Raw genomic sequence first — 17,773 nt, forward strand, 5'->3', positions numbered from 1 at the left:
ACTAGGCTCCTCTCTTAATATAGATTTCGCCGAACAGGACCTGCTGCTCAACGTGAATTTCCTGGTTTTTCATCATCTCAAGCATCGCCATGAACAGGGTGATAAGCTGGTGTTTCGTCTCCGAAAAATGAAAGAGCTCGGTAAACTTAATCTGAGCGGAACGTCTCAGCTTGTCATGGATCACCGCAGTGGCCTGCTGGATCGTATAGTTTTCACGCTTGACCGTCATAACAGGCGCAACACGTTTCTTGCGGCTTTTCGCCTTCTCATATGCGGCAATTAAATCGGTTATATTCAGTGCCAGCTCTGCCGGCTTCGCTGTTTCATATACCGATAGATCCTGAGGTGCCTTGACGAAATGTCCGCTTGCCGCATCCCGTTTTTCGCCGAGCAGGGCTGCGTAGTATTTATAGTTCTGATATTCAATGAGCTGAGTAACCAGTTCTTCGCGGGGGTCTTCTTCAGCCTCGTCTGCAGCAGGCAGCAGCATGCGGCTCTTGATGCGCAGGAGTTCACTTGCCATGACCAGATACTCCCCTTGAATATTGATGTCCCATTCAGACATCGAGTTGATATAATGAAGATATTGTTCCGTCAGATGTTTCATTGAGATGTCATAGATATCTATTTCAAGCTTTTTGATGAGATGCAGCAACAGGTCAAGTGGACCCTCAAATGCATCGAGTTTTACTTCATACATAATGAATCCTTTCAGGAGGTACTTGTGATGGTCAAAACATTAATTGAATTCTATTATCATTTTCTGCATATGCGGCATTACTTTGAATGCCATGAAATTATGGAGGACGCCTGGAAAGAAAAGTCCGTCCGCACTAAACATGATGTTGAAGTGGGACTGATTCTTCTGGCGACCAGCCAGTATCATCTGCGGCGGGGCAACAAGAAGGGCGCGAGAACCTGTCTGAAAAAATCACATCATATTCTGCAGGCCTATACGCTGACAGAGATAGGGCTGCAAGATTCGACACTGCCGCTTCTTGAAGCGAACATGATGAGTGACGTCTATACACCCCTTGACCTGCCTTTAACAGATGACATGTATCAGGCGATCATCAGGGTCCATCCGGATTTCTCTGTCAACCATGAGACGGACGCGCAGTGGGTACATTATCACCGCACACGCGATAGAAGCGACGTCATTGCAGCGCGGCTCCGCTCAATGCGCGATAAACACCCAGTAGATAACGCCCCAGATAAGCGCCATGATTAACAGTGCAGATAACGTGCTATATTTATTCTTCATACAAACCTCCTACGCTCTAGGATGTGTCTTCTTATAGACATCCCTGATCTGTTTTTTCGAGATATGGGTGTAGAGCTGTGTGGTGCTGATATCAGCATGGCCCAGCATCTCCTGAACTGCTCTTAAATCAGCGCCATTCTCCAGCAGATGAGTGGCAAATGAATGACGCAAAGTATGCGGCGTCAGTTTCTTCTTGATACCTGCATCTTCTTTCAGCTGTCTGATAATCTTCCAGAATCCCTGGCGTGTCATTCTTCTGCCATGAAAATTCATGAACAGACTCTCTGTCGCCTCTTTTTTCAGCATGCGCGGACGCGTATATTCAAGATAGTTGCCAAGTACTTCCATTGAGGTTGTGCCAAGCGGGATAATACGTTCTTTATTCCCTTTACCAAACACTCGGACGTAGCCCATGATCAAATTGATGTCATTGACATTCAGATTGATCAGTTCACTCACACGCATCCCTGTCGCATAGAGCAGTTCAAGCATTGCCTGATCTCTTTTACCGGACAGCTTGGTCGTGTCAGGTGACTGCAGGAACTGGTCCACTTCCTGAACACTGAGCACATCCGGCAGATGCTGGGCCACTTTCGGCGGCTCTACCATGACACTCGGATCTTTCACAGCATATTTTTCACGGAGTGCAAACTGATGAAACCCTCTGATCGAAGCTGTCTGTCTCGCAATGGTCTTCTGGGATTTATTCTGTTCTTTTAATTCGCCGAGATAAAGACCGATTGTCACGCGGTCCACATTATCAAGGTGGCCGATCTTCTCTTTAGCCAGAAAGCGGATATACCCAGTCAGGTCCCGTCTATAGGCTGCAATCGTATTGTCACTCAGTCCTTTTTCTATCGCGATGAAATGCAGAAATTCTTCCACGATATCTTCCATTCAATCACCTCACTAAAAGTTTACCATAATCTTTTTATAATCATATAAAAAACCGCAAATCATTGCGGTTATTTGTGACATCGATGGCAGATCCCATGAAATGTCAGCCGATGGTCCATAATTTTAAATTGATAGTCACGTTCTACTTTCTTCTCTACTTCCCCGAGCAGGTCTTCCTCTATTTCATCCACCGCACCGCATTCTACACATACGAGATGATGATGGAAGTGTTCTGCCCCTTCTTTTCTGAGGTCAAATCTTGCGACACCGTCACCGAAGTTGATTTTATCAACCACTTTCAGTTCCGCAAGTAACTCGAGCGTCCTGTAAACAGTCGCAAGCCCGATTTCAGGAGAACTTTCCCTTACCTTCAGAAAGACATCTTCAGCACTTAAATGATCTGATTCATTTTCCAGTAGAACCCGAACAGTTGATTCACGTTGAGGTGTCAATTTATAGGAAGCAGCGTGAAGCTGATCTTTAATTCTATCTATTCGTTCCTGCATAGTTCACCTACTCCTGACGGGCTTTTTATATTAATAAAATAGCAGTAATCACCTGACAATGCAACTATCATTCTCTATTATTTAGAATTATTATAATTTAGAAGGAATGTCTGCAGGGCGAGAATCGTCTTCGCATCTCTAAGCTGTCCTGACTGCAGCAATGATTCAATGTCACTGACAGGGAGCCAGAAGAGTTCGATAAACTCATCATCGTCCGCTGTGTATTCACTGGATGCCGTCAGCTCCTCTGCTTGATAGAGTGAAATCAGCTCATCACAGAAGCCGGGTGAAACATAGAATTCATGGAGAAGCGTAAGCTTACCCGCCTCCAGTCCTGTCTCTTCAATCAGCTCTCTCGCTGCAGTATGGAGCCGTTCCTCACCCGCTTCCACTTTACCCGCCGGAATTTCTATCAGCACTTCATCCATGGCTTTTCGGAACTGTTTAATCAGCAGCACCTGATTCTCTCTGACTGCCAGCAAGGCGACCGCACCGGGGTGCTTAACGACTTCACGGGTCGTCTGTCTGCCGTTCGGCAGTTCCACCTGCTGCTTTTCCACTTTAATGATGCGCCCGTCGTAAATCTTTTCAACAGAAAGTGTTTTTTCAATCAATGACATTCTTTTGCCCTCTTTTCCGTTCATGTTAAACTAATAATAATATAACACTAGGAGGTATTCATGTGAATTATAGAACAACTAAAAGTGGTCTGAAATTTTCGGAGCTGGGTCTTGGGTGTATGAATCTCCCGCTTGATTATCCGGAGGCGAAAGCGATACTGAAGGAAGCTCTGGCATCGGACATGGGTTATTTTGACACAGCAGATCTCTATCATAAAGGCGCGAATGAAGAACTTCTCGGCAGATTTTTCAGAGAAAACGGCCATCGTCAGGATATTATGATCGGCTCTAAAGTCGGCAATGAGTTCTTTCAGCAGAATGATGAAGTAAAATGGAATCCATCACGTGAACATATTCTCAGCAGTGTCAAGGACTCTCTCCGCCGTCTCGGCACTGATTATCTGGACCTCTATATGCTGCACGGCGGCATGATAGAAGATAATAAGGAAGAAACCATTGACGCGTTCAATGTACTGAAGAAGGATGGCCTGATCAGAGCCTATGGCATCAGTTCTATCCGTCCGAATGTGATCCGTCATTATCTGGCGCACAGCGATATCGATGTCATTATGATGCAGTTCAATCTCATCGACAACCGCCCGGAAATGCTGGTCGACGAAATCAGTGAACGAGATGTCAAGATACTGGCACGGGGTCCAGTGATGAAAGGGCTGCTGACTGATAACGCTGCGTCTGTAGCGGACCGCAAGTTTGCTGACGGTGTCTTCGACTACAGTCAAGATGAACTGAAAGAAACACTCGGTAAAATTCCTGCACCTTTAGCTGTCAGCACGATGAACTATCTCTTAAGCCAGCCGGTAGCAAGCATCGTCGCCGGCGCGAGTTCGGTCGGTCAGCTGCAATCAACTGTCAGCGCTTATCAGCAAGTGGATTACCGCACGCATCACAGAGAACTGTTCCACGACTTGAACTACGAGGACCATCTATGAGACTGAGAAACATCGCTGCAGGTGTCTCAGCACTGACGACGCTCATCCTGGTCACGTCAGGCGCAGTGGGCAGTCATTACATCCTCAACTTTAAGATACGGGATGTGGATGTCATCAGACGGCGTGAAATCAAGGCGAAACGCCTGGACGAGAAAGCCTATCAGGCACTGAACCCGACAAAGGTTTCCATTGAATCGAAGAATGGTTATCATATCAATGCAGAGATCATCAAGAAATATCCTCATAATCACTGGATGATTTTCTGCCATGGAGTCACAGAGAACAGCATTACTTCTATTAAGTATATGAATCTTTTCCTGGAATTAGGTTACAATGGCGTCATTTTCGACCATCGCAGACACGGCTCGAGCGGCGGCAGGTTTTCGACCTACGGCTATTTTGAGAAATATGATCTGGAGTCGGTCATCAGCTATCTGAAAGCTACATACGGATCTGATCTGAAGTTTGGTGTGCACGGTGAATCAATGGGCGCAGCGACGATGCTCCTCTATGCGGGGGAACTGGCCAATGAAGCAGAATTCTATATCTCTGACTGTTCATTCTCTTCATTTGAACGTATCCTGACGCATCTCATCGGCCAGAGACTGCAGATTGGTTCAGGGTTTCTGCTCAAGTTCATCAATATCTTCCTCAGAATACGCTCAAGGTTTTCTCTTTATGCGGTCTCACCCATCAAAGTGGTCCAGAATATAGAACAGCCCGTCCTTTTTATACATTCAAAACCGGATCTCTTTATTCCTTACACCCATTCTGTCGACCTCTATAACAAAAAGAGAGGCCCGAAAAGAAAATGGTACCCTGAATACGGCGGTCATGCTGCCAGCTTTAATGTGAATCCTGTCACATACCGTAAAAAAGTCAGAAACTTTCTGACTGAATTCAACCTGCTGCCTGACCTTTAAGGTTTCTTGGACAGAAAAAATCTTCTGAATAACTTCTCAACGGAACGCGGCGCCAGATTATATAAGGTCAGACCGTGATGCATCCAGAGCGGCCGATTCACTTCCAGCTTTCTGTCGGTCATTCCTGCGACAATTTCCCTGGCGAGTGCATCTTTATCCAGTTGGATGCCTTTTGTAAGAATCTCATATCGGCCTGTCGCATCAGCGCGGCTGAAAAAATTCGTCGCAATCGGCCCCGGATTCACAGTCATGACATGGAATTCAGGATGCTCCAGCCTGAGCGCGTCTGAAAAGCTGAGTAACGCGGCTTTAGTGGCGGCATAGATAGAACCGTAAGGCGTCGTCACACGGGCAGCCTGCGAAGCAATATTCACGATAGATGCGCCGGGTCTTAAGACAGGCAGCAGACCTTTCTGCAGACGTATGGCATGCACGACGTTGACGTTGAACATATCTGTGACCTCCTCGTCGGTATGGTCCAAAAACGTCTTAAAGTAACCGTATCCCGCATTATTGATGATGCCGTCATAACTCTCGCCTTTTGAGCGAATATGAGTGATCAGAGCACTGATTTGCTCTTTGTCACTTAAATCCAGCTGATAAACAGCTATATGCTGATAGTGTTCGGTGTAAGACTTGAGCTGCTCTCCGTTCCTGCCGATCACCAATACTTGTGCACCGCGGTGGATGAGTTCCTTCAGAATGGACTCTCCCAGTCCGCCTGTGCCGCCAGTCAGAATAAATTTTTTACCTATCATCTTATCCCCCACTTTTACTCTTTTTCGTTCAATGTTACACTAGATGATAGGAGAATGAAACCAAGGGGGCCCCGGCATGAAAATTGTATTCTATGGTGCAGGCAATATAGCAAGTGCAATATTCGAAGGACTGATCAGCAGCAGCCTGCTGAATAGTCATGATATTTATCTGACGAACCGTTCCAGTGAGAATCGGCTGCAGGATTATCAGCAGAAACTGAACATCAGATACAGTTACGATGATATGGCGCTCCTGACTGATGCGGACTACGTCTTCCTAGCGGCTAAACCTTATGATTTTGATGCCTTAGCGGAACGCATCAAGGATAAAATTCAGCCCGGCAATCATTTCATCTCTATTATGGCAGGAATCTCAATCCATCAGATCAAGACTAAACTGAGAACGCAGAACCCCGTCGCGCGTATCATGCCGAATACAAACGCACAGGTCCAGCAGTCAGTGACCGGCATCACTTTCTCGGAGGGCTTCGATGCCAGTCATAAGGCAGAATTATTCAACATTCTCAACTCATTCGGGACAGCACTTGAAGTTGAAGAAGATAAGCTGCATCAGGTGACTGCCATCACGGGCAGCGGCCCGGCCTTTCTCTACTATATGTACGAACAGTACATCAAAGCAGCTACGAAGATGGGGCTTGATAAAGAGCATGTCGATGCCGCTGTCAGAAACCTCATCATCGGCACAGGCCATATGCTGGAGGCAAGTGAGCTGGAAATCGAGCAGCTGCGAGAGAACATCACTTCTAAAGGCGGAACGACAAAAGCGGGGCTTGATGCCCTGAAAAAGTATCCTATTGAAGACATCTTCAAGGATTGTCTTGAACAGGCCATCAAACGCAGTAAAGAGTTAGCTGAATAGACAAAAAGAGTGTCCCTTTCTCTATCGGAGAGAGTGACACTCTTTTTGTCTATTCTATCTTCACAGTCATAAAATCATGGGCAATCCTGAAGTTAAAATCAGGATGTTCTGCTCGGATGACCTCACTGAGCGCTGTGATATCCTGCTGGTGGTAACGGTTGCTTACATGATTGATTAGAGTCAGCTTAACTTGGCTGCGCTCTGCCAGGCTGACCACATCTGCTATATGACTATGATGGTATTGATGGCTGAGCAGATGGTCTCCTTCCAAATAAGTGCTCTCATGCACCATGACATCCGCCTGCTCAGCAAGCAGGTCTTCATTGCTGTTCGGCATCGTATCACCGAAGAAGGTCAGAATCTTGCCGGGCACCGCTTCAGCACGATAATCCTGTGCGCGATACACCTTGCCTTCATATTCAACGGTATCATGCATCTTGAAATCCCGGTAAATAGGGCCCGGCATGATGCCCTCTTTCTCCAGTTTGTCCTGCAGCAGCCGGCCCTGACTGGCTGGCAGCTCGAGTCTATAGCCATAAGACGGGATACCGTGAGCCAGCAGATGGACTTTGATGGTAATATCGTCTTCCTTAAAGACGGCGGCGTCTTCCACTTCCACTATTTCCAGCGGATAGTTCAGGCGAGACTCCGACAGCTTTAAAGTGGTCTCAATAAATGCCTTGATGCCAGCCGGCCCGTATAAGGTCAGCGGCTTATTCTCACCGCCCTGGAAACTCCGGGATGATAATAGTCCGGGCAGTCCAAAGAGATGGTCACCGTGCATGTGTGTAATAAAGACTCTCCGCAGCTTGCCCAGTTTAATTCTCGTCTGGAGAATCTGATGCTGAACCGCTTCCCCTGCATCAAACAGCCAGAATTCATTGAGCAGTGGCTCAAGACTCAGAACCGTTGCTTGTGTATTTCTTTCTTTTGTGGGCAAGCCTGCACTTGTTCCTAAAAATATGATTTCCACGTTTGTTCACCTACTTAATTTATCAAGATATTATAGCATGTTTTAATTGTATTTTAGGTCATTGTATGAAAAAATAATAAGGAATTTAAACGAATCGAGGTCCCATAGATGGATATTGAAAAGCAGAATATTCCTTGTCTCATCACTATTTTTGGCGCTACAGGCGACTTAAGTCATCGCAAACTATTCCCATCATTATTCCACCTCTTTCAGCAGGGGAATCTGAATGAGCATATTGCGGTCATCGGTATTGGCCGCAGAGACTGGGATAATACGAAGTTCAGAGAGGAAATCCGAGCCTCTATTAGAGAACACGTCAAAGATACGGAGCGGCTTGATGATTTTATGACACATGTGTACTATCAGTCTCACGATGTCAAGGATCCTGAAAGCTACAAGCAGCTGTTATCCCTCTCCCAAGAGCTTGATACGAAGTATGGCCTTGAAGGCAACAGATTATTCTACCTGGCGATGGCACCTGAATTCTTCGGTACTGTCACTGATGCCCTGAAAGAAAGTGGTCTGACAGATACAGAAGGCTTCACGCGTCTGATCATCGAGAAACCGTTCGGCACTGACCTGAAATCAGCTGAAGCACTGAATGCTCAGATCACACGTTCCTTCAAAGAAGAAGAGATCTATCGTATCGACCATTATCTCGGCAAGGATATGGTGCAGAATATCGAGATTCTGCGTTTCAGCAATGCGATGTTTGAACCGCTGTGGAACAATAAATACATTTCTAATATTCAGGTGACATCTTCAGAGACACTCGGCGTCGAAGACCGGGGTGGCTACTACGATAACAGCGGGGCTCTGAAGGATATGGTGCAGAACCATATGCTGCAGATTGTCTCACTCCTTGCGATGGAGCCTCCTATCTCGCTTGAGTCCGACGATATCAGGAATGAAAAGGTCAAAGCACTCCGCTCCATCAGACAAATCAAACCGTCAGAAGTACGTAGTTATTTCGTGCGTGGCCAGTATGATAAAGGAACCGTCAACGGCGAAGCTGTCCCTAAGTACCGCGATGAAGAGAACGTCAATCCAGAATCTAATACACCTACTTTCGTCGCAGCGAAAGTCATGATTGATAACTTCCGCTGGGCCGGTGTTCCTTTCTATATCCGTACAGGTAAACGCATGAAAAAGAAAGAAATACGCGTCGTGGTTGAATTCAAGGAAGTCCCGATGAATTTATACTACAAACGCGACCAGCATCTGGATTCAAATCTGCTCGTCATCAATATACAGCCGAATGAAGGGATTGAACTTCACCTGAATGCTCGCAAGTATATTGAAGGCATCGACACTGAACCTGTCAAATTATCGTACGCCTTAACCGCGCAGGATAAAATGAATACCGTCGATGCTTATGAGGGATTGATCTATGACTGCCTCAAAGGTGATGCGACCAACTTCACGCACTGGGAAGAACTGAAAGCAACATGGAGCTATGTTGATACGGTTGATCAGTACTGGCGCGAGCACCCGGCTCCCTTCCCTAACTATCAGGCAGGTTCAAACGGCCCTGTTAAGAGCGAGCTCCTGCTCACACGTGATCATCTGCACTGGTGGGATTTTTAATCAGCTTGAGACCCTAGTCTCAGGCTTTTTTTGAGGAGATGACAACATGTCAGATGAAGAACTGAATATCATGACGCATGACGGCGAGCGCCATTTCCCGGCACTCAGACATTATCATCGCTATGAGGCTACGGCCTATTCCGACCTTGTGCAACTGGCCGATTATTTACTGACAGTCGCAAAGAATGACCATTTCGTCGACTTCGGCTCCGGTCTAATGCGTGTCCCTATCGCCATCCATCATCTGCTTGGCATAAAAACGACAGGCATCGAGCTCAATAAGGCACTGTACCTGGCAAGCTGTCAGAATATCGAACAGTACCGTCAGACCTTTCACCCTGCAACAGATAAAGCTCACTTTCAGGTCCGGGCGATCAATTTAAATGTGCTCGACTATCAGTTTGACGGCAGCGAAAGCATGCTGTTCTTTTTCAATCCGTTTTCCGGTGAATTATTCAGGACGATCATTCATCGATTCTTATCGAGTTATCCGTACAAAAGACGTGCGTTTGTGATATTATATTATGCAAAGCATGAATATATTGACATATTGGAGCAGTTCGGATTATTTACAGAAATTCACCGGATTGAACTTGCCGGCATTAAGGACGACCCCGACGATGTCATCGTTATTTACCAGATTGGTTAAATCTAGAAATGAGGCACTATGGAACCGTTAAACATGATTCAGCAGACCATCGTTTACTTGGAAGATAATTTACTCAGGCAGGTTGAACTGGAGGAAGTAGCTCGTCATATCGGAGAAACTCCCTTTCATCTCAATCAGACGTTCACGATGATTACAGGCATGAATATCGAGGAATATATCAGGAACAGACGTCTGACTGAAGCGGCAAGAGAGCTTGTGGAGGGCCGCAGCAGTCTGCTCGAAATCGCAGAGCAGTATCAGTATCAGGATGCGGCTTCATTCAGTGAGGATTTCAGAGATTATCATGGCCTTTCACCCCTGCAGGCACGTTCACATCAAGAGCAGCTTAAACAGCTGAAACGTCTCTATGTCAAGTTCAGCGTCACAGAAAAGCCGCCTCTTCCCTATTTAATCCAATCACGTGATTTCGCGAGAATGATTGGTTACCGGGAGCAGATCCATAACCGGGATCTGTATCATCATTTTCTGCTGGCCGACTTGCTTTATAGCTACCAGCAGGACGGCAGACTGGAGCGCCTCACCTCCAACCATCGTGTCCCGCTATATATGGTCATCCATCCGCATGCTTACGGTCTGGAGGTCTTTCTCGGAATCGAGAGCAATGCCTCGACACAGCTTGAGACAGAACATCTGCATCATCAGAAGTTTGCGGTCTTCAAGGAAAGAGGCCATCTCGATTATATCTTCAATGAGATCTGGCAATCCATCGAGCAGCAAGTAGCCGTCATGCTGAGCTTCAGAAAAAATGACTACTATATCATCCAGCTGAATGAACCGCTGGATTTCGACAACGCCCATAATAAAGTTCTCTTCCACCTACCCATCGACTAAAATAACCCCTGCAGACTCATCTGCAGGGGTTATTTGCGGCCTTATTTCCACTCGGTGTGGAAGATGCCCTCTTTATCTTTACGTTCATAGGTATGTGCACCGAAATAGTCACGCTGTGCCTGAATCAGATTCGCCGGCAGATCCTCGGCACGGTAGCTGTCAAAGTAAGTGATCGCTGCTGCGAATGATGGGACCGGGATACCCGCTTCAATCGCTGTACCTGCTACGCGGCGCAGAGAGCCGTTATACTGGGAGACAATCCCGTTGAAATATGGATCAAGCAGCAGATTCTTGAGCTCCGCATTGTTGTCATAAGCATCCTTGATCTTCTGCAGGAACTGCGCCCGGATGATACAGCCTTCACGCCAGATCATCGCTAAGTCGCCTAAACGAAGGTTCCAGCTGTTCGTATCGCTCGCCACTTTCATCTGACTGAAGCCTTGGGCGTAACTACAGATTTTGCTCATATATAAAGCTTGTCTGATCTGTTCAAGAAACTCTGCTTTATCACCCTTGAAGTCATATTCATGCGCATCAAAAGCTTCTGAGGCAGCGACTCTCTCTTCTTTCTGAGATGAAATGAAACGTGCAAAGACAGATTCCGTGATAATCGTCAGCGGGATACCGAGATCAAGTGCATTGATAGATGTCCACTTACCTGTACCTTTCTGACCGGCCTTATCCATCACCTTCTCAACAAGCGGCGTGCCGTCTTCATCCAGTTTTCTGAAGATATCCGCTGTGATCTCAATCAGATAGGAGTCAAGTTCACCCTTGTTCCACTCAGTAAATGTGTCTGCAATCTCCTCGTGAGACATTTTCAGCACATTTTTCATCAAGTGATAGCTCTCAGCGATGAGCTGCATATCTGCATATTCAATACCGTTGTGCACCATCTTGACGTAATGACCTGCTCCGTCCGGTCCGATATAAGCGACACAAGGTTTACCGTCCTCCGCTTTTGCGGCGATATCCTCCAGAATAGGTCTGACAAGTTCGTAGGCTTCCTTCTGGCCGCCCGGCATGATGGATGGACCATGGAGCGCACCTTCTTCACCGCCTGAGACGCCCGTGCCGATGAAGTTAAGACCTTTTTCTGACAGATATTTATTCCGGCGGATGGTATCATTATAATTCGTATTACCTCCGTCTATCAGAATATCGCCTTTCTCTAAGTGGGGGATCAGACTTTCAATCGTATGGTCTGTTGCTTCCCCGGCTTTGACCATCATCAGAATCCGACGAGGTGTCTCAAGACTCTGGACAAATTCCTCCAGCGTATAGGTCGGGAAAATATTTTTTCCTTCAGATTCTGCTACCATCTCCTCCGTCTTCTGAGGGGAGCGGTTAAAGACAGAGACTGTATAGCCCCTAGATTCAATATTCCAAGCCAGATTCTTACCCATTACGGCAAGTCCGATGACACCTATTTGTTGTTTCGTCATGTAGATACCTCTTTCCTGTTCATTTTCCTCATTATTATAACATAGAGCGGATGACCGTACTAAGAAGAGAACTATATTCACAGCAGATTACTGGAATATAGCAGCTCTATGTTATAATAGTTTCAAATATTTGTATGGGAGGGAATGATATGGCCTTTGTTAATCTCTTTGCGATTTTCTTGTATCTGCTGCCCTTTATCATCATTATCCTATTAGTCTGGTGGGTGACATCCCTTGTCAATAAAAGCTATCAGCAGAAAGAGCGCCATTTCCAGGTTCTCACTGAACAGAACCAGCAGATGATTGCCGCACTTCAACGTCATCACGAAGAAAAACACCTGTAACAGGTGTTTTTCTTCGTTTTAGACAAGGCTGATGATTTCCAGCACCTGCTCATTTAATTTGACCAGTTCACTGATCGGCATTTTTTCCTGCTTCGTATGAATGTCCTGATAACCGACTGCAAGAACGAGTGTCGGCACCCCGAAACCATTGAAGATATTCGCATCGCTGCCACCGCCACTTTTCTTCAGGACAGGTGACAGACCCACATTCTCAGCTGCTTGTTTTGCAATCTGTACGACTTCACTGTCCTCTGCTACGTTAAAGGCAGGGTAGCTCGGCGTCACTTGGACCTCAGCGCTGCCGCCCATTTCAGCGGCTGTCTGTTCAAATGTTTCCTTCATATGCGCGACCTGCTGATCCAGCTTACCTTGATCCAAGCTGCGTGCTTCAGCTAGAATGAAGCAGCTGTCCGCAACGATATTGGTTACAGTGCCCCCTTCAAAGCGGCCGATATTCGCAGTCGTCTCTGCATCAATACGCCCAAGTGTCATCCGGCTGACTGCCTTAGCAGCAATATTAATGGCACTGATACCCTCTTCAGGTGCAAGACCTGCATGCGCGGTTTTACCGGTAATATGAACTTCGAGCTTAGCCTGGCTAGGAGCCGCGGTAACGATAGTCCCCACTTCATTGCCGGAATCGAGAGCATAACCGAATTCACTCGTCAGATATTCAGCATCAAAGGCCTTGGCACCCACCAGCTGACTTTCCTCACCCACTGAAATCACGATCTGCAGAGGCCCATGCGCCAGGTTCTCCTCTTTGATGACGGTCAATGTTTCCAGCAGCACTGCAACCCCAGCTTTGTCATCGGCACCGAGAATCGTCGTGCCATCCGAGTAGATGATATCATCTTTAATGACAGGCTTGACCCCCTGCCCCGGCGTCACCGTATCCATATGACAGGAGAAATAAATCGGTTTCCTGGATTCATCTCCCTCGATATTGATAATGAGATTACCCGCACCGAAGCCTGTATCTTTCTGACTGTCGTCTTCAATGACATGGTAACCCAGATCCGTCATCACCTGCGTCAGATGATCAGCTATTTCTCTTTCATGACCTGTTTCACTGTCAATCTGCACAAGTTCTAAAAATGTGTCTACTAACCGCTCTTTGTTTAACATATGAACGCTCCTCATCATCTCAATAATTTGTTATAATAAATAAAAAAAATAGAAAGGAATCCATCATGAATCATAATGCAAGAAGAATTCTGATCATTCTATTGTTGATCGCTGTCGTAGCAGCTCTCATCCTCTCCAGTATTCTACCCTTTTTAACGATGTAATCTACAGAAGTAGATTACTTTTTTATTTTCTTAAAGAACCGAATTTCGATTTAATCACCAAATAGGCCTCAAGCTCTCTCAGCAACTGAAAAGCAGATGCCCTTGAATGGAGGGCTTCATAATGATCAGGGAGAGGATGCTCTCTCATCTCCAGCTGGATGGCATAGAGGTCGTGCAATCGGATGGCCGTGTGATCATTGCTTGAAATATTCTGTCCCATCTCATGAATCAGTTCACTCAGCTGCAGATGAAGCTGCTCAGAACGGCTGACATCATTGATGAGGTCAACCATCCGGTGAAGAAGGATCGCCTGCTTGCCCCGCATATCAAAATAGTGATAATAAGAGTTCTGATTCCGTACAAAGTGATTCTCTACATCCATAAAGGCCACAGATTTAGCCTTCTCGATGGTCAGGAGCACCTGATCGATCAATTTATGGTCGAGGACAATATCCACATACTTAAGTGCTTCACTGAACTCAGAGAGAATGACCTGAAACTCCTGTTCAATCTTCACCTTGAACGTATCGAGCTCCTTTGTCCGGTTCGGCATATAAAGATTGAGCACCAAGGCGATGGATAGACCCACTATGATTAACAGCAGCTCATTCAGCATGAAGCCTATGCTGACGCCTTGTGAGTTGAAACAATGCAGAATAATGACACAGGCGGTCACCACGCCTTCCTGTGTCCCCAGCACGACAGTCGCGGGTATAAAAAGCAGGACAACCAGTCCGAGTACCAGCGGGTAATAACCCATCAGCTCAAATATGACGCTGGCAAATATAAGTCCCAGCACACATGAGACAAGACGTGCCCACGCTGCCTGCACAGATTTCATTTTGGTGTTTTTAATACATAATACGACTAGAATAGCAGCAGAGGAGAAATTGACAACGCCAAGATACTTGGCAATGATCACCGCGATAGCCATGCCAAAAGCGGTCTTCAGTGTGCGGTAACCGATACGGTAAGGATTCAGTTTCATGGTCTTCATGAAATAAAGCCAAGGTTTCCCTCGGCTTATCTTTCCTCCCCGTATTCCTCAAATAGGGCTTGAATATTCGTGATGACACTCATCGGATCATGTCCCTCGATTTCGTGACGCTCAATCATCGAGACGATCTTACCGTCTTTCAGTAACGCAAATGACGGGCTTGATGGTGGATACCCCTCAAAATAGTCACGAGCTGTCGCAGTTGCTTCTTTATCCTGTCCTGCGAAAACGGTGACAAGCTGATCAGGTAGTTTATCATAATGAAGCGCATGTGCAGCGGCAGGACGAGCGATACCGCCTGCGCAGCCACAGACAGAGTTAACCATGACAAATGTTGTCCCCGGTTTACTGAATGCTTCTTTTACTTCTTCTGATGTTTTCAGCTGCTGATAACCTGCATCCTCAATTTCCCGTCTTGCAGTATCAACGACTTCGTTCATATAGAGATTAAAATCCATTTCCATGCTAGCACCTCTTCAGTTTTTTGATACCCTTATCTTACCGAAACTTTGAAGAGATATCTACCATACCGGTTTATCTTCTTGAAATAAGTGAATGTTCATGACGGCTGAATGTACTTCTGACACGCATCATCTGATCGATGCGTTCTTCGGCCATCTTTTCAGCGGCTAATGCAGTCGAAATCTGATCACGTTTAGCTATTTCGAAGATTTTATCCATCTGATTGTATATTTCCTTCACCTTATCTGTCGCCCGTTTTTCGTTGTAGCCATGAAGCTCATCTGCTACATTGATCACACCGCCCGAATTAGCTACGAAGTCAGGGGCATAGATGATATTCCGCTCAGCGAGCTGGGCGCTATGCTTCTCCATGTCTTTCAGCTGGTTATTCGCGCTGCCGCAGACCGCTTTCACTTTCAGCTGAGGGATGGTCTCGTCATTCAGAATGCCGCCAAGCGCGCACGGGGCGAAAATATCCGCTTCCACACCGTAGATCGCGTCCGGTTCAACAGCAGTGGCACCGAAGGCATTGACAGCGCGGTCAATAGACTCCTGGAAGATATCTGTCACGATCAGTTCCGCACCTTCTTCATGCAGATATTCACAGAGCTTATAAGAGACGTTGCCGACGCCCTGCACTGATACTTTAAGGCCGTTCAGTGAATCCGTGCCGAATGCTTCTTTTGCGGTACGCTTCATCGCCTGGTAGACGCCGTACGCTGTCACCGGACTCGGATTGCCTGATGAACCATAGCTTTCAGAGAGGCCGACCACAAAATCAGTCTCCTCATGGATGGTGTCCATATCACTGACTGAAGTCCCCACATCTTCTGCTGTGATATAACGGCCATTCAAGCTTTCAATGTATCTGCCAAGTGCTCTGAAAAGCGCCTCAGACTTATCCTTTTTAGGGTCACCGATGATCACGGTCTTAGCGCCACCTAAGTTCAGACCAGCTGCTGCATTCTTATAGGTCATGCCGCGGGCTAAACGCAGTGCGTCTTCAATGGCTTCCTCTTCAGATTGATACGGCCACATACGGCAGCCCCCGAGTGCCGGTCCAAGCGTTGTATCATGAATAGCGATGATCGCTTTAAGTCCGCTCGCTTTATCCTGACAGAACACCACTTGCTCATAATCATACTGCTCCAAAGTCTCAAAAATCATTATTTTACCCCTTTTCGTGATTTTCTCAATTATTACAATAATATTATTGCATAAAAACTTTGATTTTTAAACCACAAATAAAAATTTAAAGAGAATCGCGTAAAAACACAATTTTGCTAATACTTTAAATCAATAAAGCGTTTACACCGATATCTATTAAAATCTTAACTTGAATTAACACTATATTAATATAGTATTTTAAAAATTAAATGTTAACTTATTTTTATTTCCCGGTCATTCAGTTATAATAGGGTCAGGTGATATTATGCAAAAAATCTTAGCACTTCTTGTGCTGATTATTCCTATTTATCTGGCCGGTCTGGGCATAAAATGGATGAGAGATGCCGTATTTGGTGTCCTTGTGCCGGAACTGCATTACATATGGCTCCAATTCCTGTTAGGGGCTGTCTTTTCAGTTCTCGGTATTGCATTTGTCGGCGGCTATATTCTGCATATGGAAAAACGAAATAACAGAGTACCTAAAAAAGAGAAGTAACCGACGTTACTTCTCTTTTTTCAGTTTTACTGCCGTTTCCACTTCATCCGTGATAATGGCAGCCACTTCTGACTCCAGCCAGTACTGCAGGTCGCGCTCTTTGTTGACGGTATAGATACGGACCGGAACATCGTGAGACTGGATTAATGCGGCGTATTCACGCGATGTATAATTTGTATCTGTATGTATGGCATCAAAGAGATAGCGCTCTTTTAACAGCCAGGGCTGATCAATATATTTAGTATAGAGAAGTGCCGTCTCTATGTCAGGGGCAAGCTGTTTCATCTTCAGAATGGATTCAGGATGAAAACTGGATATCACTATTTGAGAAGTGTCATAGTTCATGAGTAATTGAGCCAGTTTCTGCTCGAGCATTCCGTCAGTGACAGCCTTTATCTCTATGTTCAGGGACAACGAGGTATCTCTTAAAAGTTCCAGCACTTCAATCAGCCTCGGCACACTTTCTTTTCTGACAGTCTTTGAGAACAGCTTAATTTTACGGATCGCTTCATAATCCATCTCATGAATAAAGCCTGGATGCCCGGCCATGCGCTTGAACTGTTCATCGTGAAAGACCACAATCTCGCCATCCCGCGACAGATGGACATCCAGTTCAATCCCATCAGCCCCGTACTGGACAGCCTTCTTGAATGCAGTCATGGTATTCTCGGTATACTTTGCTCTGTATCCTCTATGTGCGATAATTTTCAT

21 protein-coding genes are annotated in these 17,773 nt (G+C 46.1%); 9 read left to right on the forward strand and 12 right to left on the reverse strand.

The annotated features are described in order from the left end of the window. Position 1: 1 nt before the first annotated feature. Positions 2 to 700: a segregation and condensation protein A gene (locus tag QSV55_RS06195; RefSeq protein WP_289649528.1), complete on the reverse strand. Its 699-nt coding sequence runs from the start codon at positions 698 to 700 to the stop codon at positions 2 to 4. Positions 701 to 727: 27 nt separating this feature from the next. On the opposite strand from QSV55_RS06195, the gene QSV55_RS06200 reads away from it, so the two are divergent. Further along, entirely contained in the window at positions 728 to 1,231 is a 504-nt protein-coding gene (locus QSV55_RS06200) for a DUF309 domain-containing protein (RefSeq protein WP_289649529.1), read from the forward strand. Positions 1,232 to 1,273: 42 nt separating this feature from the next. Here the strand turns inward: QSV55_RS06200 and xerD are convergent, their stop codons facing one another. From xerD to QSV55_RS06215, 3 genes are all read right to left on the reverse strand, one after another. Further along, positions 1,274 to 2,161, reverse strand: a complete 888-nt coding sequence (gene xerD, locus QSV55_RS06205; protein WP_289649530.1) for a site-specific tyrosine recombinase XerD — start codon at positions 2,159 to 2,161, stop codon at positions 1,274 to 1,276. Between the two features lie 68 nt (positions 2,162 to 2,229). After that, entirely contained in the window at positions 2,230 to 2,667 is a 438-nt protein-coding gene (fur, locus tag QSV55_RS06210; RefSeq protein ID WP_133450700.1) for a ferric iron uptake transcriptional regulator, read from the reverse strand. 77 nt (positions 2,668 to 2,744) lie between these two features. Then, the gene (locus QSV55_RS06215) at positions 2,745 to 3,287 is read right to left on the reverse strand and encodes an NUDIX hydrolase (RefSeq protein ID WP_289649531.1); all 543 of its coding nucleotides are present in this window, start codon (positions 3,285 to 3,287) and stop codon (positions 2,745 to 2,747) included. A 62-nt stretch (positions 3,288 to 3,349) separates the two neighbouring features. Here QSV55_RS06215 and QSV55_RS06220 point away from each other — a divergent pair, with 62 nt between their 5' ends. Both QSV55_RS06220 and QSV55_RS06225 read left to right on the forward strand, forming a co-directional pair. Beyond that, positions 3,350 to 4,237 (forward strand): aldo/keto reductase, encoded by an 888-nt coding sequence (locus QSV55_RS06220; RefSeq protein WP_243721418.1) that lies wholly within the window; start codon positions 3,350 to 3,352, stop codon positions 4,235 to 4,237. Beyond that, positions 4,234 to 5,160, forward strand: a complete 927-nt coding sequence (locus QSV55_RS06225) for an alpha/beta hydrolase (RefSeq protein WP_289649532.1) — start codon at positions 4,234 to 4,236, stop codon at positions 5,158 to 5,160. The genes QSV55_RS06220 and QSV55_RS06225 overlap by 4 nt, the downstream gene beginning before the upstream one ends. On the opposite strand, the gene QSV55_RS06230 is transcribed toward QSV55_RS06225, so the two are convergent. Further along, positions 5,157 to 5,918: an SDR family NAD(P)-dependent oxidoreductase gene (locus QSV55_RS06230; protein WP_289649533.1), complete on the reverse strand. Its 762-nt coding sequence runs from the start codon at positions 5,916 to 5,918 to the stop codon at positions 5,157 to 5,159. The genes QSV55_RS06225 and QSV55_RS06230 overlap by 4 nt on opposite strands. Before the next feature lie 76 nt (positions 5,919 to 5,994). Between QSV55_RS06230 and proC the strand changes: the two genes are divergently transcribed. Continuing rightward, positions 5,995 to 6,798, forward strand: coding sequence for a pyrroline-5-carboxylate reductase (gene proC / locus QSV55_RS06235; protein ID WP_289649534.1), 804 nt, complete (start codon positions 5,995 to 5,997; stop codon positions 6,796 to 6,798). 49 nt (positions 6,799 to 6,847) lie between these two features. On the opposite strand, the gene rnz is transcribed toward proC, so the two are convergent. Then, positions 6,848 to 7,771 carry a ribonuclease Z gene (rnz, locus tag QSV55_RS06240; RefSeq protein ID WP_289649535.1) on the reverse strand — a complete coding sequence of 308 codons (924 nt, stop codon included), beginning with the start codon at positions 7,769 to 7,771 and terminating at the stop codon, positions 6,848 to 6,850. Between the two features lie 108 nt (positions 7,772 to 7,879). On the opposite strand from rnz, the gene zwf reads away from it, so the two are divergent. From zwf to QSV55_RS06255, 3 genes are read left to right on the forward strand one after another with little or no spacing between them, the layout of a single operon-like run. Next, positions 7,880 to 9,358, forward strand: coding sequence for a glucose-6-phosphate dehydrogenase (zwf, locus tag QSV55_RS06245; RefSeq protein ID WP_133450706.1), 1,479 nt, complete (start codon positions 7,880 to 7,882; stop codon positions 9,356 to 9,358). Positions 9,359 to 9,404: 46 nt separating this feature from the next. Then, the gene (locus tag QSV55_RS06250; protein ID WP_289649536.1) at positions 9,405 to 10,007 is read left to right on the forward strand and encodes a hypothetical protein; all 603 of its coding nucleotides are present in this window, start codon (positions 9,405 to 9,407) and stop codon (positions 10,005 to 10,007) included. 18 nt (positions 10,008 to 10,025) lie between these two features. Continuing rightward, on the forward strand, positions 10,026 to 10,859 hold the full coding sequence (locus tag QSV55_RS06255; protein ID WP_289649537.1) for a helix-turn-helix domain-containing protein: 834 nt from the start codon (positions 10,026 to 10,028) through the stop codon (positions 10,857 to 10,859). Between the two features lie 41 nt (positions 10,860 to 10,900). Here QSV55_RS06255 and gndA read toward each other — a convergent pair whose 3' ends face one another. Next, on the reverse strand, positions 10,901 to 12,304 hold the full coding sequence (gndA, locus tag QSV55_RS06260; RefSeq protein ID WP_289649538.1) for an NADP-dependent phosphogluconate dehydrogenase: 1,404 nt from the start codon (positions 12,302 to 12,304) through the stop codon (positions 10,901 to 10,903). A 149-nt stretch (positions 12,305 to 12,453) separates the two neighbouring features. On the opposite strand from gndA, the gene QSV55_RS06265 reads away from it, so the two are divergent. Beyond that, on the forward strand, positions 12,454 to 12,648 hold the full coding sequence (locus QSV55_RS06265) for a hypothetical protein (protein ID WP_133450710.1): 195 nt from the start codon (positions 12,454 to 12,456) through the stop codon (positions 12,646 to 12,648). 18 nt (positions 12,649 to 12,666) lie between these two features. Here QSV55_RS06265 and QSV55_RS06270 read toward each other — a convergent pair whose 3' ends face one another. The 4 genes from QSV55_RS06270 to QSV55_RS06285 all read right to left on the reverse strand — a co-directional run bounded on the left by QSV55_RS06270 (position 12,667) and on the right by QSV55_RS06285 (position 16,566). Beyond that, a complete protein-coding gene (locus QSV55_RS06270) occupies positions 12,667 to 13,776 on the reverse strand; it encodes a M20/M25/M40 family metallo-hydrolase (protein ID WP_133450711.1) in 1,110 nt (369 codons plus the stop codon). Between the two features lie 186 nt (positions 13,777 to 13,962). Then, positions 13,963 to 14,928: an aromatic acid exporter family protein gene (locus QSV55_RS06275; protein ID WP_289651060.1), complete on the reverse strand. Its 966-nt coding sequence runs from the start codon at positions 14,926 to 14,928 to the stop codon at positions 13,963 to 13,965. Between the two features lie 35 nt (positions 14,929 to 14,963). Beyond that, complete coding sequence (locus QSV55_RS06280; protein WP_289649539.1) at positions 14,964 to 15,401, reverse strand: BrxA/BrxB family bacilliredoxin; 438 nt, start codon at positions 15,399 to 15,401, stop codon at positions 14,964 to 14,966. Between the two features lie 70 nt (positions 15,402 to 15,471). Next, positions 15,472 to 16,566, reverse strand: a complete 1,095-nt coding sequence (locus QSV55_RS06285) for a Glu/Leu/Phe/Val dehydrogenase dimerization domain-containing protein (protein WP_133450713.1) — start codon at positions 16,564 to 16,566, stop codon at positions 15,472 to 15,474. A gap of 265 nt (positions 16,567 to 16,831) precedes the next feature. On the opposite strand from QSV55_RS06285, the gene QSV55_RS06290 reads away from it, so the two are divergent. Further along, the gene (locus QSV55_RS06290) at positions 16,832 to 17,062 is read left to right on the forward strand and encodes a DUF2627 domain-containing protein (RefSeq protein ID WP_133429027.1); all 231 of its coding nucleotides are present in this window, start codon (positions 16,832 to 16,834) and stop codon (positions 17,060 to 17,062) included. Between the two features lie 6 nt (positions 17,063 to 17,068). Here the strand turns inward: QSV55_RS06290 and QSV55_RS06295 are convergent, their stop codons facing one another. Further along, on the reverse strand, positions 17,069 to 17,773 hold the full coding sequence (locus tag QSV55_RS06295) for a glycerophosphodiester phosphodiesterase family protein (protein ID WP_289649540.1): 705 nt from the start codon (positions 17,771 to 17,773) through the stop codon (positions 17,069 to 17,071).

The organism is Macrococcus bovicus (assembly GCF_030376725.1).
In the GTDB taxonomy this organism is placed as follows: domain Bacteria; phylum Bacillota; class Bacilli; order Staphylococcales; family Staphylococcaceae; genus Macrococcus; species Macrococcus bovicus.